Annotated in this window: 17 protein-coding genes; 8 read left to right on the top strand and 9 right to left on the bottom strand. The window is 55.2% G+C overall.

The features are described from left to right. Positions 1-167 precede the first annotated feature (167 nt). Positions 168-410, top strand: a complete 243-nt coding sequence (locus tag ASD8599_RS08255; RefSeq protein WP_108828086.1) for a BolA/IbaG family iron-sulfur metabolism protein — start codon at positions 168-170, stop codon at positions 408-410. 58 nt (positions 411-468) lie between these two features. Next, positions 469-831 (top strand): Grx4 family monothiol glutaredoxin, encoded by a 363-nt coding sequence (gene grxD / locus ASD8599_RS08250; protein WP_108830074.1) that lies wholly within the window; start codon positions 469-471, stop codon positions 829-831. Positions 832-991: 160 nt separating this feature from the next. On the opposite strand, the gene ASD8599_RS08245 is transcribed toward grxD, so the two are convergent. Further along, positions 992-1,387 carry a cell division protein ZapA gene (locus ASD8599_RS08245; protein ID WP_108828085.1) on the bottom strand — a complete coding sequence of 132 codons (396 nt, stop codon included), beginning with the start codon at positions 1,385-1,387 and terminating at the stop codon, positions 992-994. Next, positions 1,387-1,893 (bottom strand): hypothetical protein, encoded by a 507-nt coding sequence (locus tag ASD8599_RS08240; RefSeq protein WP_108828084.1) that lies wholly within the window; start codon positions 1,891-1,893, stop codon positions 1,387-1,389. Before ASD8599_RS08240 ends, ASD8599_RS08245 begins: the two co-directional genes overlap by 1 nt. Positions 1,894-2,177: 284 nt before the next feature. Between ASD8599_RS08240 and tkt the strand changes: the two genes are divergently transcribed. Then, on the top strand, positions 2,178-4,193 hold the full coding sequence (gene tkt, locus ASD8599_RS08235) for a transketolase (RefSeq protein WP_108828083.1): 2,016 nt from the start codon (positions 2,178-2,180) through the stop codon (positions 4,191-4,193). Between the two features lie 221 nt (positions 4,194-4,414). Further along, complete coding sequence (gene aqpZ, locus ASD8599_RS08230) at positions 4,415-5,101, top strand: aquaporin Z (protein WP_181364440.1); 687 nt, start codon at positions 4,415-4,417, stop codon at positions 5,099-5,101. Between the two features lie 93 nt (positions 5,102-5,194). Here aqpZ and ASD8599_RS08225 read toward each other — a convergent pair whose 3' ends face one another. Continuing rightward, positions 5,195-5,641 carry a universal stress protein gene (locus ASD8599_RS08225; protein ID WP_108828082.1) on the bottom strand — a complete coding sequence of 149 codons (447 nt, stop codon included), beginning with the start codon at positions 5,639-5,641 and terminating at the stop codon, positions 5,195-5,197. Between the two features lie 165 nt (positions 5,642-5,806). Next, on the bottom strand, positions 5,807-6,772 hold the full coding sequence (locus ASD8599_RS08220; RefSeq protein ID WP_108828081.1) for a DUF808 domain-containing protein: 966 nt from the start codon (positions 6,770-6,772) through the stop codon (positions 5,807-5,809). A 200-nt stretch (positions 6,773-6,972) separates the two neighbouring features. Between ASD8599_RS08220 and gap (ASD8599_RS08215) the strand changes: the two genes are divergently transcribed. The 3 genes from gap (ASD8599_RS08215) to ASD8599_RS08210 all read left to right on the top strand — a co-directional run bounded on the left by gap (ASD8599_RS08215) (position 6,973) and on the right by ASD8599_RS08210 (position 9,680). Next, positions 6,973-7,974 (top strand): type I glyceraldehyde-3-phosphate dehydrogenase, encoded by a 1,002-nt coding sequence (gap, locus tag ASD8599_RS08215; RefSeq protein WP_108828080.1) that lies wholly within the window; start codon positions 6,973-6,975, stop codon positions 7,972-7,974. Between the two features lie 102 nt (positions 7,975-8,076). Further along, positions 8,077-8,220, top strand: a complete 144-nt coding sequence (locus ASD8599_RS20270; protein ID WP_181364439.1) for a hypothetical protein — start codon at positions 8,077-8,079, stop codon at positions 8,218-8,220. A 23-nt stretch (positions 8,221-8,243) separates the two neighbouring features. Beyond that, complete coding sequence (locus tag ASD8599_RS08210; RefSeq protein ID WP_108828079.1) at positions 8,244-9,680, top strand: FAD-binding oxidoreductase; 1,437 nt, start codon at positions 8,244-8,246, stop codon at positions 9,678-9,680. A 19-nt stretch (positions 9,681-9,699) separates the two neighbouring features. Here ASD8599_RS08210 and ASD8599_RS08205 read toward each other — a convergent pair whose 3' ends face one another. Both ASD8599_RS08205 and ASD8599_RS08200 read right to left on the bottom strand, forming a co-directional pair. Then, a complete protein-coding gene (locus ASD8599_RS08205) occupies positions 9,700-10,323 on the bottom strand; it encodes a cysteine hydrolase family protein (RefSeq protein ID WP_108828078.1) in 624 nt (207 codons plus the stop codon). Positions 10,324-10,334: 11 nt separating this feature from the next. Then, entirely contained in the window at positions 10,335-10,772 is a 438-nt protein-coding gene (locus tag ASD8599_RS08200; protein ID WP_108828077.1) for a MarR family winged helix-turn-helix transcriptional regulator, read from the bottom strand. A gap of 213 nt (positions 10,773-10,985) precedes the next feature. Between ASD8599_RS08200 and gap (ASD8599_RS08195) the strand changes: the two genes are divergently transcribed. After that, the gene (gap, locus tag ASD8599_RS08195) at positions 10,986-11,987 is read left to right on the top strand and encodes a type I glyceraldehyde-3-phosphate dehydrogenase (RefSeq protein ID WP_108828076.1); all 1,002 of its coding nucleotides are present in this window, start codon (positions 10,986-10,988) and stop codon (positions 11,985-11,987) included. Positions 11,988-12,116: 129 nt separating this feature from the next. Here gap (ASD8599_RS08195) and coaD read toward each other — a convergent pair whose 3' ends face one another. The 3 genes from coaD to ASD8599_RS08180 form a co-directional block, all read right to left on the bottom strand. Next, a complete protein-coding gene (coaD, locus tag ASD8599_RS08190) occupies positions 12,117-12,608 on the bottom strand; it encodes a pantetheine-phosphate adenylyltransferase (RefSeq protein WP_108828075.1) in 492 nt (163 codons plus the stop codon). Positions 12,609-12,702: 94 nt separating this feature from the next. After that, the gene (locus tag ASD8599_RS08185; protein WP_108828074.1) at positions 12,703-13,137 is read right to left on the bottom strand and encodes a CBS domain-containing protein; all 435 of its coding nucleotides are present in this window, start codon (positions 13,135-13,137) and stop codon (positions 12,703-12,705) included. Between the two features lie 55 nt (positions 13,138-13,192). Next, a complete protein-coding gene (locus tag ASD8599_RS08180) occupies positions 13,193-14,092 on the bottom strand; it encodes a LysR family transcriptional regulator (protein WP_108828073.1) in 900 nt (299 codons plus the stop codon). Positions 14,093-14,147: the final 55 nt, after the last annotated feature.

Genomic DNA, 14,147 nt, shown 5'->3' with positions numbered 1-14,147 from the left:
GGGCATCACACCAAAGAATGCCGCCAATTACCAGAGCCGCAGCCTACGACTAAAGCGCCAATCCACAATCGCGTGCAGGCTTTGACTGCACCTTTGGATCACCTGCGCTTGCACATCATGCAACACCTGCCTATTTCTGACCCGAACCGATACGCAGGACCACACATATGCCTATGCAAGCCCAAGACATCGAAGCTTTGATCCGCGAGAGCTTTCCCGATGCAAAAATCACAATCACCGACCTTGCTGGCGACGGCAATCACTATGCGGCCGAAGTGATAGATGCCTCTTTCAAAGGAAAGAACCGTGTTCAGCAACAACGCGCTGTCTATGCCGCCCTAAAAGGCAAAATGGACGGCGCCCATGGCGAATTGCATGCTTTGGCCCTGACCACCAAAGTTCCGGAATAAAAAGTTAAAACCGCTAAATCGGGCCCAAACGGGTCATCTGACATAGAAAGTGATGAAAATGACAGACGTAGCTGCGCAGATCCAAAGCCAAATCGGCGAAAACTCAGTTGTGCTTTACATGAAAGGCACCAAAGAGATGCCGCAATGCGGGTTCTCTTCGCGCGTGGCCGGTGTTTTGAACTACATGGGCGTCGATTTTGCCGATGTGAATGTGTTGGCAGATGAGGCGTTGCGCCAGGGCATCAAGGATTTTTCCGATTGGCCGACTGTTCCGCAACTCTACGTCAAAGGCGAATTTGTCGGTGGTTGTGACATCATCACAGAAATGACCTTGTCCGGTGAGCTGGACACATTATTCACAGAGAATGGCGTAACATTCGACAAAGACGCCGCTGATAAAATTCGCGAAGCCAACGGCTGAAATTTGATTTTGGCGGGGTGCACCAAGGTGCACCTTACCGCTTTGCCTTATAGTCGATCTTTGCATCGGGCCACTCAGGGGCTTTGCCCCCGGGGCATGCGCCCCTTCCCCCAAAGTATTGTTTTGCGAAAGGAAAGGGAAGACTGGCCCAGACCGGGTTTTAAGTCGCGGCCTTTTCTTCGACTTCTGCCGCCAAAGATTCGGCACGTGCAGCAAGTTCTGCCAAAGTATCCGTCACCGAATCCGGTATAATCGGCACTTCAATCCGTTCCGGTTCGGGTGCCGCCACATTGCGTAGCCCCTCAATTTCCGCTTCTTTTTCTTCAAGCTTTGCCTCGACCTCTTTCACCCGGTCTTCAAAACTTGCTGTTTTATCTGCCAACATCAGCCCCGCCATAAGCAACATCCGCGCTTCGGGCATCCGCCCGACCTGGTCCGACAGCACCTGTGCTTCGTCGTCGAGCATCTTTGCAGCTGTGTGCAGGTAGTGTTCTTCGCCTTCCTGGCAGGCCACACCGAATTCGCGCCCTCCTATGGTGATTGTGACTTCGGGCATCAGGCGTCCTCCTCGGAAGGTGTTTGGGGCTCGGAAGGTGTTTGGTTTTCTGTCTGGATTAGCGGTGTCAGCGTGTCGATGATCGTGTTCATTTCCGACACATCTGCCGCGCGTGTTGCCCGCAGCCCTTCCAGTTCCGCCATCATCGCCTTGTTGATCAGATGCGCATCGCCGACGCCCGCTTCGTTGGCTTGACGCAGATCTTCGTTTGATTGCCGTAAGGCGTTGTTCGCACTTCGCAATCTCTGCAGTTCCGCATCCATTTCGGTCAATCGTCCCGTCACGGTATCTGCTTGTGCCTTGGCCGCTGCAAGGTCAGCATCCTGACGCTGCGTGAGGGCACGTATCCGTTCGCTCAGTTGTGCGTTTACTGTTTTCTCATCGTCCAGCGCCTGTTCAAGCTCTGCTGTATCCGCGCCAGTATCCGTTCCCAACCCGTCCAGCCCGACCGCCACGCGGTCCATGGCTGCGGTGATCCTGCGTTGAAGCTCCTCGATGTCGCTCATGCGTGCCCTCTTTCATCGTCACAACTGTGCCAGCTTGCGCGCCGGCCTTGAACGCTTGGAACCGTAAATCCGAATTCACATACGAATCGCCTGGCCTGCGTGTTGCATCAAGTTTAACCAATGGGCGCAAAAAATACCCCCCCTTTGTGATCAAGTACTTGTAGCACGGCGTTGAAGTGCCACCGCTTGAGGATGCCGTTGTTTTCTTGATGTTTGCTTGATCTTTGCGCCTTGCCTGATATGCACCGCCCCAACCGCTCTTTCAGCTAAAGGATACGTTCCCCGTGGATCTTACCGCCCTGCGCACCGCACACCCCGATCATTGGTCCAAAGCGACCGCCATCCGTGCCCTGACTTTGGACGCCGTGGCCGCCGCCAATTCAGGCCACTCCGGCATGCCCATCGGGATGGCCGATGTGGCCACTGTTTTGTTTGAAAAACACCTCAAGTTCGATGCCTCTGCCCCGAACTGGCCGGACCGCGACCGCTTTATCCTAAGCGCAGGCCACGGGTCCATGTTGCTATATTCCCTGCTGCATTTGACGGGTTATGCCGACATGACGCTAGAACAGGTCAAGAATTTCCGCCAATGGGGCGCGATCACAGCAGGCCACCCTGAATACGGCCACGCCACAGGCATCGAGACCACCACCGGGCCTTTGGGTCAGGGCATCGCAAATTCCGTAGGCTTTGCAATGGCCGAGGAAATTCAGCGCGCCACTTACGGCAAGAAAGCCGTAGACCACTATACCTACGTCATTGCAGGTGACGGGTGTTTGATGGAAGGCGTTAGCCAAGAAGCCATCACACTGGCGGGTCGCCACGCCTTGTCCAAACTGATTGTGATGTGGGACAACAACAACATCACCATCGACGGCACAGTTGAGCTGTCGGACCGTACGGATCAGGTTTCCCGATTCAAATCGGCCGGCTGGGCGGTTCTTGAAATTGACGGTCACGATCCAGAAGCGATCGATGCGGCCCTGACCCAAGCCAAAAAGGGCAACAAGCCCACAATGATCGCTTGCAAGACGCACATTGCCTTGGGACACGCGGCACAAGACACCTCCAAAGGTCACGGTGCGCTCACCGATCCCGCACAAATGCAGGCCGCCAAAGAAGCCTATGGTTGGACGACTGGCCCCTTCGAAGTCCCCGCGGACGTCAAATCCGCATGGGAAGCCATCGGATCACGCGGCGCACAAGAGCGTACCGCATGGGAAGCGCGATTTGCGACATTGCCCAATTCCAAGCAAGACCAGTTTAACCGCGCCTATGCTTTGGACGCCCCCAAGAAACTATCGGCCACGATCAAAGCTTTCAAAAAGCAGATGTCCGAAACTGCGCCTAAACTGGCGACACGCGCCTCTTCCGAGAAGGTTTTGGAAGTGTTGAACCCGATACTGCCCGAAACGGTGGGTGGCTCTGCTGATTTGACGGGCTCCAACAACACCAAAACAGCCGATCTGGGCGTCTTCGATCTGGACAACCGCGCGGGCCGTTACGTGTATTGGGGCATCCGCGAGCACGGCATGTCAGCGGCGATGAACGGTATGGCATTGCATGGCGGCGTGCGCCCCTACGGCGGCACATTCATGTGCTTTACCGATTACGCCCGTCCATCAATGCGGTTGGCAGCCTTGATGAAAATCCCAACAGTATTTGTGATGACACACGATTCTATTGGCCTTGGCGAAGATGGTCCAACCCACCAACCTGTTGAGCATCTGGCCATTTCGCGCGCGACCCCTAACACCTATGTCTTCCGCCCCGCCGACACCATCGAGACGGCAGAGGCGTGGGAAATTGCCCTGACAAGCAAAGAAACCCCGTCCGTTTTGTCGCTGACACGTCAAGGATTGCCAACTGTCCGGACCGAGCACAAAACCAAGAACCTGTCCGCGCAAGGCGCGTATGTTCTGGCAGACGCCGAAGGCAAACGTCAGGTGATTTTGGTAGCGTCAGGCTCTGAAGTGGAAATTGCTTTGGCTGCACGCGACATTCTGCAAGCTGAAGGCATCGGCACCCGTGTTGTTTCAATGCCTTGCATGGAGTTGTTCGCGCAGCAAGACGAAGCGTACCGCAAGCGCGTTCTGCCTGGTGGGCCAGTGCGCGTGGGCGTGGAAGCGGCTGTGCGTCAAGGATGGGACCAGTGGTTGCTGGGCGAACGTGGCAAGTCCAACAAAGCGGATTTTGTCGGCATGGACAGCTTCGGAGCCTCTGCGCCCGCGGGCACATTATACGAGAAGTTCGGAATTACTGCGCAGAACGTGGCCGAAAAGGCCAAAGCGCTGCTGTAACAGCTGCCAGATTTGCCCCTTATTGTTGGGGCGCTTTCTACACCGAATACAGGGGGCGGATGTTTGTCACAAAACATCCGCCCTTTTGTGTTTATACTGCCATTCAAGTGACGCGTGCATCACTTCACTTCAGAAATCGGCTGACTATCTTGCGCCAAATTTCCCCTTAATGAATTATAATGCTCATTTTACCAAACCCCATACAATATGGAGTGCGTAAAATGATCAAAAAACAAATAGCCGAATGCATCGGCACATTTACCCTAGTGCTGTTCGGCTGTGGGTCTGCTGTTATTGCGGGGGCTGACATCGGGCTTACCGGCATCAGCTTTGCCTTCGGTCTGGCCTTGATCGGCATGGCCTATGCCATTGGTCCGGTGTCTGGGTGCCATATCAATCCTGCTGTGTCCTTGGGCGCCGTTGCCGCAGGCCGCATGCAATTGTCCGAAGCCGTTCAATACATCATTGCCCAAGTGGCTGGCGCAACTTTGGCGGCCCTCGTTTTGCTATTGGTGCTGTCGGGAAAAGCCGATTATTCCGTGGCGCAGAACGGGCTTGGCCAAAACGGCTGGGGCGTAGGTTACTTGGGCGAATACAGCATGGTGTCTGCCTTTGTGTTCGAAGTTGTCGCCACCTTCCTGTTTATGATCGTGATTTTGGGCGCGACGGGAAAAACCGCACCGGCCGCGATGGCCGGACTGGCCATTGGTCTGGCGTTGGTTGTGATCCATCTGGTCGGCATCAACGTGACGGGTGTTTCTGTGAACCCTGCCCGCTCTTTCGGACCGGCCCTGTTTGCAGGTACCGCAGCCTTGTCTCAACTTTGGTTGTTCATCGTCGCACCGATTATCGGCGCTGTCGCGGCTGGTCTTCTTTTCAAATCGGGCTTGCTTGACGCCGACGAATAAAGAGCCCCCACAACACAATGACAGCGCCTGCCGTTTGGCGGGCGCTGTTGTTTTTACAAAATGGCGTTTGGACGCTTTGGACCCGCGCCCCGATCACACAACCGACAGGCAGGCACATTTAGCGTTGTGGTTTACCTTTTGAGTTGTGCTGCCCTGCACCAATGCGCCGACACTGCCCAATCCGCGCCGCCCCGTGACAATCAAATCAGCGCCGCAGTTTTCTGCGCAGGCAATGATGTGATCCGCCGGATCCCCTGCCCCGATATCGGCGCTTGAAATATTCTGACCGCAGTCTTTGGCAATCGCAGTGGCGCTTTCAATAACTTTAGCAGCGGCCTTTTGTACCTCGGCGGCGGAAGGCATTGTTGTGGCGACACGAAACCCAGACACGGCCCCCATCGCAAAAGCCACCGTAATGGGTTGTGGCGTATGCACCAGATGTAATTCTGACCCATATTTTTGGGCCAGATCACACGCCAGCGTCAGGGCCTTGTTCGAGGTGTCCGATCCATCAAGACCCACAACGATTTTAGCAAACATGTCACATGCTCCTTCGATTTGTTTCAATCAAAGTCTAGGCGGTGTCGCGCAAGCTGATCCTGATATGTATCAATGGGGCCCGTGTTTGGGAAACATGTTTTGGGGCCGTGTGTGGTTGTCGTGGCGGCACCAAACGGCACTTTGCATGGGCCTTCAATCAAAGGGTCATCTCGCGAATACCTTGCGCCACAGGGGCGTGATGATCTTTTCGCCAAGCGGAATAAGCGCCAGCCCAAGTCCCAATCCCAACACCCCGTCCATAGCCGCCTTGGCGAACCATTCCGTGATGCCTTGCCAAGCCTGCGGCACAGCGTGGCCCACAGAATAGGCCAGATCGTGGATCGTGTGACCCAACCCGCCAAAGCCGAAGCCTTCCAGCCCGTGCACAATGATGGATCCCCCGACCCAAAGCATGGCCGCCGTGCCTATGACAGTCAGCGCATACAGCACCTTTGGCATTGCTTTGACGATACCGCGTCCCAGTGAACGGGTCAGGCCCAGCCGCCCCTTCGCGGACATGGCAAGGCCCACATCGTCCATCTTCACGATCAGCGCCACCGCGCCATAGACCGCGACCGTGATCATCACGGCAACCGCGGCCAGCGTTGCGGCCTCCATCCAGAAATTGCTTTCCGGAATGGCGGCCAAAGCAATGGTCATGATTTCTGCAGACAGAATAAAATCGGTTTTGATCGCCCCTTGCGCCTTTTGTTCTTCCAGCTTGGCGGGGTCTTCAATGACCTCTTCCTTGTGGGCGTAGTCTTCGTGTCCGTGGCTAAGGCCTATGGCATGGGCGATTTTTTCGGCGCCTTCAAAGCAAAGATAGGCGCCCCCCAGCATCAACAACGGATTGATAGCCCAAGGTGCAAATGCCGACAGCGCCAGACCAGCGGGCAGCAAAAAGACAAGCTTGTTGCGAATGGACCCCTTGGCGATGCGCCAGATGATCGGCAATTCACGGCTGGCCTCAAAACCCTGAACATATTTCGGCGTCACTGCAGCGTCATCGATGACAGCGCCAGCCGCTTTGGTGCCTGCTTTGGCAGCTTGTGCAATGACATCATCCACAGAGGCTGCCGCCACTTTGGCAATGGCCGCAACATCATCAAACAATGCAATCAATCCGCTCATGTCGACCCTCTTAAATTGTGTTAGCGGTATAGATAGATCACACGGTCGTGAAAACAAAGTCGGCTGTTAGCGCCACCGTTAACCCTTTGGCAAGGTTTATCGCTAACAGGCTGAAAAACCGCGCCTTTCCCCCTTTTCCGATGCTGCCCTTGGGTCTAAGCAACCCCCAACGCATGGGGCGTAAACGAAGGAACCGGATTATGACAATCAAAGTAGGTATCAACGGATTTGGCCGCATCGGACGCTGCACCTTGTCCCATATCGCACAATCATTGCGCAACGACATTGATGTCATCAAGGTGAACGCCACCGGACCTTTGGAAACAGCCGCCCATCTGATTAAATACGATTCCATCCATGGCCGCTTCCCCGGTGAAGTGACCGTCGGCAATGGCACGTTGGATTTGGGGCGTGGCCCGATGCAGATGTTTTCCACCTACAACATGGATGAGCTGGACTGGTCCGGCTGTGATGTCGTTCTGGAATGCACCGGCAACTTCAACGACGGTGAAAAAGCCAAGAAACACATCGAACGTGGCGCAAAGCGCGTGTTGCTTTCGGCCCCCGGTAAAAACGTCGACAAAACCATCGTCTTTGGTGTGAACGACGACTTGCTGGCCGCCAATGACACCATGATTTCCAACGGGTCGTGCACCACCAACTGTCTCGCCCCCTTGGCGAAGGTTCTGGATGAAAGCATCGGCATCGAACGCGGCATCATGACAACCATCCACAGCTACACCGGCGATCAACCCACGCTGGACCGCCGCCACAACGATCTGTACCGCGCCCGCGCTGCCGCCATGGCGATGATCCCCACTTCAACTGGCGCTGCAAAAGCATTGGGCGAGGTTTTGCCAAACATGAAAGGCCGCCTTGATGGCACGGCCATGCGTGTGCCCACGCCAAACGTCTCTGCGGTGGATCTGACGTTTGAAGCCAAACGCGATGTCACTGTCGCCGAAGTCAACGCCGCTGTCGCAAAAGCGGCCGCTGGCCCCATGGGCCGTGTATTGGCATATGATGATGAACAAAAAGTCTCAATCGACTTCAATCACACCGAACATTCCAGCATCTTTGCCCCCGACCAAACCAAAGTCGTTGGCGGCCGCACAGTACGTGTGCTGGCGTGGTACGACAATGAATGGGCGTTTTCCGTGCGTATGGCCGATGTGGCTGTTGCGATGGGCCGTTTGGACTAACCCGAACGTCTTGCGCCACAGGGGCCACCTTACCCCCAAAGGGTTGCGACAATTGGGCGAGGCTGTCATATCAGTCTTGCCCATTTTCATTTGCAGGCTCTTATGACCAACTCAATCGCCATATTTCTCGGCCTGTTTTTGATCACAATCATCACTGTAGACATTATGGTCTACGGGTCCGAGCATGTGATTTTTCTTGGTAAAAAAATGTTCGAGTTGATCGAATGGATCGCGTTCTGGCGATAAAAGGTACGTAGGAGGCCCCGCTGATGCGTAACGCCCAGTTCAGCGAACCGGACCCCAAAACACTGGATGCCATCAAACGCGTCCTCGGCCCTGCAGGATGGAAAGCCCCCCAAGACGCATCACGCTATTTCGAAGACCCGCGTGGCCGTTTTCGCGGACAGGCCAGCCTGATTGCCCTTCCAGCATCCACTGCACAAGTTGCAGAAATCGTGCGCCTGTGCGCTGCAAACAGCATCGGCATTGTCCCCTACAGCGGTGGCACAGGTGTTGTGGCCGGGCAGCTTGCCATTGACAGTGACAACGCCATCGTCGTGTCGCTGGAACGGATGAACAAGGTGCGACACTTTAGTGTGGATGACAGCGTGATCGTTGTGGAAGCAGGCTGCATTTTGGAAAACGTACACACTGCAGCCCAAGATCACGACATGATGTTTCCCTTGAACATGGCCTCGAAAGGAAGCTGCTGCATCGGCGGCAATCTGGCAACCAATGCAGGCGGTATTCAGGTTTTGCGATACGGCAACGCGCGGGATTTATGCCTTGGAATCGAAGCCGTATTGCCCGATGGCACGGTTCTGGATGAACTTAGCCCGCTGCATAAGAACAACACCGGATATGACCTGCGTCACCTATTGATCGGCAGCGAAGGGACGCTGGGCATCATCACTGCGGCGACCCTGAAGCTGAAACCGCAATATCCCGACACAAGCACAGCATTTCTGGCAATCCAGTCACCTGCAAAAGGGCTGGCTGTGTTCCAAGAGATGAAGCGCCATCTTGGCGACACTATCAGCGCGGTCGAGTTGATGCGCGGGCTTGGCCTGACGCTGGTAGCTTCCAAGTTTCCGGGCTTGCGTCCCCCTTTTGCGCAAACACCCGATTGGGCCATTTTGCTGGAAGCCTCTGGGGCTTTGGGCCTTGGGGACCGGATGCAAGAAGCGCTTGGGGCATGTTTTGACAAGGACCTTCTAACTGATGCAGTCGTGGCGCAGTCCCAATCCCAACGCGACAGCCTTTGGGCTTTGCGCGAAAACACCCCTGCCGCAAACCGCATGGCGGGCGCATTTTGCAACAGCGACACATCTGTGCCGCTCAGCCGTATCGATGACTTTGTAAAGGATACACTTCAGGCGATCTTTGACATCCACCCAGACGTTCAAATCAACAGCTACGGCCATTTGGGCGACGGCAATATACATCACAACGTCCTTCCCCCCAACGGTGTCAGCAAGGCCGACTTCCTGTCCGCAAACCCCGGCATTATCGACGCTGTTCGATTGGCAATCAATGACGTGACACAAAAACACAACGGATCAATCAGCGCCGAACACGGGATCGGGCGCTTGAAAACAGACGATCTGGAAACCTATGCCAGCGCCGCGCGATACGACACGTTAAAGCGTATCAAAGCAGCGCTTGACCCCAAATCCATCATGAACCCCGGCGCTTTGATCCGCTGACACGGCGTCACTATGGGGATCAGTCCAACACAACGTGCCGATCCGCAAGCTGTACAAGCGTCTTTTCCGCCAGTTTTGCATCAGCTGACAACACACCGTCGCGGACAATGGCAACCTCGTATCCGCGCTGCCGTGCAGCAAAGGCCGTTTTGGCCACGCAATAGTTTAAATCCAGCCCGACGATGCGCAGGTGGCCCACGTCCAATCGTGCAAGGATCTTGTCCAACTCATTGGTTTCAAACGCGTCTTGAACACGTTTGACCACAGTGACATCGGCAATATCCGCAAAAGATGCCGCCATTTCTGTGCCCTGTGTTCCCGCGATGGCTTGGCCTTTCATAAACAGTTTTGCCACAACTTTGGTTGCAGGAATGGACCATTCTTGCCGCACTGCGATGACAGGCTGGCCCTTCGATCTGGCTGTGTCTATTTCAGCCAAAATCCTCGTGCGGGCTGTTTCCTTTGCTGTGTCATCAAAGACGCCCGAGGTCCAAAAGACCTCTTGCAGATCAATCAGCACCAATGCTTGATTCGTGCGCCCTGAAATGGGGGCGCCTGTGCTGACCGCGCCTATTTTTCGAATACCATCCATGATCCATAAAACGACACCCAAAATGACCAGGCAGGGCAAAATCCAAATCATAATATTTTCCTTCAAATCCCTGTTTTCAAACGATCAATTAGTGTGTTTATCAAGCCAAGGGCGGTTTTGACGTCCGCACTGTTCAGGTCCTGACCCAATGACGCGACAAGCTGTTTTTCACGGCGCACCACGTCTTGGATCAACGCCCGCCCTTTGTCTGTCAAAGCGATGATCGTCGATCGTTTATGGCGCGGATTCTCGCGTTTGAGTGTCAAACCATCCGCAAGGGTTTCATTGACCATCACCTGAACATACTGCCTTTTTATCTCAAGCCTTTGGGCAATGTCCGGCACCGTTGCCGCATCCTGCGCAAGTAGGATTTCAAGAACGGCCCGCGTTCTGACTGTAAGTCCGGTGTCTTCCAGACCCTGTTCGACAACGGTTTCTGCCGCCTGCATCAACGGGCGCGACATCCAAATAAGTTGATAAAGATCATCTTGGTTCATCATGACAATTTACATGTCATAATGACACTAAACATGTCAAATGATTCGCTGAAACCGCGATCTGGAAATACGACAAAGCCACTGACGTAGGCAGTGCGTCAGTACATCTCGGGCCTTGTTTTTGGATTGTGGGCCCTTTGTGTGGGTACAAAACTCTCTTTGACCGCCCCCCTGACCTTGTGTGACATGCCCCCAACACTTGACCGGAGGCATGTCATGACGATTACATTGGGCATCAACGGATTTGGACGTATCGGCCGCAGCATCTTGCGTGCGATACTGGAAAGCGGACGCGATGATCTTCGGGTCGTGGCCATCAACGATCTGGCTGATCTGGAAAACATGGCACATCTGCTTGAATTCGATTCCGTTCATGGCCGCCTGCGCCGTCCCATCGCAACAGGTGACGGGGTATTGGATGTGGGGACAGGCCCAATTCGGGTCACACACGTGGCGTCGCCAGATGCGTTGCCTTGGCAAGATGTTGATATCGCTTTGGAATGTACCGGCCATTTTCGCACAGCCGCTTTGGCAGGGCTGCACTTGAAAAACGGTGCGGGCAAGGTGCTGGTATCGGCGCCCGCCAAGATCAATGACATCAAAACTGTTGTCATGGGCGTGAATGACGCTGCGATCACGGCCGATGACACCATCCTCTCCAACGGGTCTTGCACAACCAATTGCCTGGCCCCCGTGGCCCATCTTTTGCACGAAGCCTACGGTATTGTGCGTGGTACCATGACCACGGTGCACTGCTACACCGGCGTGCAGCCTGTGCATGACGCCTATGGCAAAACGCTGAACCGTGCGCGCGCGGCAAGCTTGTCGATGATCCCCACCACCACCGGCGCGGCCGAAGCCGTGGAAGCGGTTCTGCCCCACCTAAAAGGTCGCCTGTTTGGCACATCAATCCGTGTGCCTGTGCCCAATGTGTCCTGCATCGACCTGACGGTTGAAGTGCAACGCGAAACATCCACCTGCGCCGTCAACGCATTGTTTAGCCAAGCCGCACATGGTCCTATGGCGCGGATCATGGCCGTCACATCCACACCGATGGTATCTGTTGATCTGAACCACGACCCGATGAGCGCGACGGTGGCGCTGGATCAAACCCATGTGCAGGACAAAACCATGATCCGCGTGCTGGCGTGGTACGACAATGAATGGGGGTTTTCCAACCGCATGATCGATATGGCGGAGCGTCTGGCTTTGTCCTAATCGGACGGGGGGTCTAGGGAGAAATTTGAGCTTAGGGGCGCGGCCCCCGGCCTTCGGCCTCCCCCGAGATATTTTGGCGAAAAGAAGTCAAAGCGTCCCGGCCCCGTCAACGGGGCTTTGTCCCAGTTTTTATCCCAAACGCTTCGTCAGCTCTTTATTCACCAAAGGCGGGACAAACTTGGTCACATCGCCGCCAAGCCGCGCGATTTCTTTGACCAGCTTCGACGCGATGGCCTGATGTTTGGCTTCGGCCATCAAAAACACAGTCTCGATGCTGTCATCCAGCACGCGGTTCATGCCAACCATTTGATATTCGTATTCAAAATCGGCTACGGCGCGCAGACCGCGTATGATCATTTGTGCGCCCACGTCGCGGGCGCAATCAATCAACAGGTTTTCAAACGGGTGGGCCACAATCTGGGTTCCGGTTTGTTCGGACAGCTTGGCGCATTCCGCTTCGATCATCGCCACACGCTCTTCCAGACTAAACAGCGGGCCCTTGTCGCGATTGATCGCAACGCCAATCACCAGCTTGTCCACAAGCGCACTGGCCCGCCGGATGATGTCGATATGACCCAAAGTGATGGGATCAAAAGTTCCCGGATATAGTCCAACGCGCATAAGGATGCTCCGTTTCAGCAATAATGTTGCGTGCAAGAAACAGGGTCGCGCGAGGGATTGCAAGCAGGTGTTAACGCAAACTTGGCAATTGGGGTCAATGCCCCATAATCATTCCCTGCAGCGCATCCTTTTCCATTGCCAATTCTGTCAGCCGCGCTTTGACCACATCGCCGATTGTGATCAGGCCAACCAACGCGCCATCTTCGACCACTGGCATGTGGCGAAACCGCCCTTCGGTCATCATTTCAAGCACCTTGTCCGCACTTTCATTGCGCCCGCAGGTGATCAGTTTTGTTGTCATATAGCTGTCTACTTTGTCGCTCAGGCAAGAGGCCCCGCGCTTGCCGATTTCGCGCACAATGTCGCGTTCGGACAAAATGCCCGCCATGCTTTGCCCGTCCTTGGACACCACAACCGTCCCGATGCGCCGCTCTGCCAGTACCTTTGCGGCATCCGACACAAGTGTGCCGGGCGCCACGGTCACCACCGCGTCGTCGGATTTGGATTTGAGAATCTGCTGTACCAGCATGAGACGGCCTCCTGTCATTTGTAATGTAGAGGTCCAGCGTCGGCGCAAAGCCTTCTCAAGTCAAGGTTGCTTCCAGATGCGCCACCTCTTGGCGCAACCCGGCGCTTAGATCATCAGCCAGCTGTGTCAGTTTAGTATTCTTTCGGTCCGCTTCGTGGCGGATCATGTAAAACGCGCGTGTCAGGCTGATTTTGTCGGTGAGGATACGCACCAAATTAGGGGCCGCTGGCAAGGCAAAATCATGCACCACGCCAACCCCGCCACCATGGCGAAGCAGGTTCAATTGCACAGACACAGAATTGGACGCCAAGGGCACCCGCGCCACACCAATGTGGGCCAGATAGTCCAGTTCGCGGTCAAAAATCATGTCGGGGATGTACCCCACAATCTTATGAGATTTCAGATCCTGAGGCATCCGGATCGTGGCACTTGCCTGCAAATAGTCCTCGGCAGCCGCCAGATGCAGTTTGTAGTCCGTGATCTTTTGCACAGTCAGGCGCCCCGCTGTTGGCGCACTGACCCCGATCGCCAAATCCGCTTCGCGCCGCGACAGATTGAAAACACGCGGCAAAGCAACAATCTGAATGTCCAGATCGGGATGACGGGCACTGAGCCGCGCACAGACTTGCGGCAAAACATAGTTCGCACAACCATCCGGCGCACCGATACGGATTTGGCCCGTCAGGCTTTCACTGCCGGTTGGCAAACTGGCCGTTGCCGCGCGCATAGCCGTCTCAGCAGCCTCGGCACGGGCCAAAAGCTGCGTTCCTGCCTCTGTCAGCGCATACCCTTGCGGCGACTTTACAAACAACGCCGTGCCTGTGGTGTCTTCCAGACGTGTCATCCGCCGCCCCAAAGTTGCAGGATCAAGCCGCAGTATTTTGCCCGCCGCCGACAGCCCCCCTTCGCGTGCAACACTTAAAAATAAACGGACATCGTCCCAATTGGCTTGCATCCCAACGTCCTGACATTTTTGCAAAGCGATTTTGCCATCTTTCCTCTGTTGCTGG

This window comes from Ascidiaceihabitans donghaensis, assembly GCF_900302465.1.
GTDB lineage: Bacteria > Pseudomonadota > Alphaproteobacteria > Rhodobacterales > Rhodobacteraceae > Ascidiaceihabitans > Ascidiaceihabitans donghaensis.
This window is presented reverse-complemented; position numbering and strand designations above follow the sequence as displayed.

Bases quoted from the DNA above. Each gene is read 5' to 3' on its own strand.
- coaD (WP_108828075.1), bottom strand. From the start codon at position 12,608: ATGCGCGTTGGACTATATCCGGGAACTTTTGATCCCATCACTTTGGGT.
- ASD8599_RS08220 (WP_108828081.1), bottom strand. From the start codon at position 6,772: ATGAGCGGATTGATTGCATTGTTTGATGATGTTGCGGCCATTGCCAAA.
- ASD8599_RS08200 (WP_108828077.1), bottom strand. From the start codon at position 10,772: ATGATGAACCAAGATGATCTTTATCAACTTATTTGGATGTCGCGCCCG.
- ASD8599_RS08210 (WP_108828079.1), top strand. From the start codon at position 8,244: ATGCGTAACGCCCAGTTCAGCGAACCGGACCCCAAAACACTGGATGCC.
- ASD8599_RS08240 (WP_108828084.1), bottom strand. From the start codon at position 1,893: ATGAGCGACATCGAGGAGCTTCAACGCAGGATCACCGCAGCCATGGAC.
- grxD (WP_108830074.1), top strand. From the start codon at position 469: ATGACAGACGTAGCTGCGCAGATCCAAAGCCAAATCGGCGAAAACTCA.
- ASD8599_RS08185 (WP_108828074.1), bottom strand. From the start codon at position 13,137: ATGCTGGTACAGCAGATTCTCAAATCCAAATCCGACGACGCGGTGGTG.
- ASD8599_RS20270 (WP_181364439.1), top strand. From the start codon at position 8,077: ATGACCAACTCAATCGCCATATTTCTCGGCCTGTTTTTGATCACAATC.
- ASD8599_RS08255 (WP_108828086.1), top strand. From the start codon at position 168: ATGCCTATGCAAGCCCAAGACATCGAAGCTTTGATCCGCGAGAGCTTT.
- ASD8599_RS08225 (WP_108828082.1), bottom strand. From the start codon at position 5,641: ATGTTTGCTAAAATCGTTGTGGGTCTTGATGGATCGGACACCTCGAAC.
- aqpZ (WP_181364440.1), top strand. From the start codon at position 4,415: ATGATCAAAAAACAAATAGCCGAATGCATCGGCACATTTACCCTAGTG.
- ASD8599_RS08180 (WP_108828073.1), bottom strand. From the start codon at position 14,092: ATGCAAGCCAATTGGGACGATGTCCGTTTATTTTTAAGTGTTGCACGC.
- gap (WP_108828080.1), top strand. From the start codon at position 6,973: ATGACAATCAAAGTAGGTATCAACGGATTTGGCCGCATCGGACGCTGC.
- ASD8599_RS08245 (WP_108828085.1), bottom strand. From the start codon at position 1,387: ATGCCCGAAGTCACAATCACCATAGGAGGGCGCGAATTCGGTGTGGCC.
- gap (WP_108828076.1), top strand. From the start codon at position 10,986: ATGACGATTACATTGGGCATCAACGGATTTGGACGTATCGGCCGCAGC.
- ASD8599_RS08205 (WP_108828078.1), bottom strand. From the start codon at position 10,323: ATGATTTGGATTTTGCCCTGCCTGGTCATTTTGGGTGTCGTTTTATGG.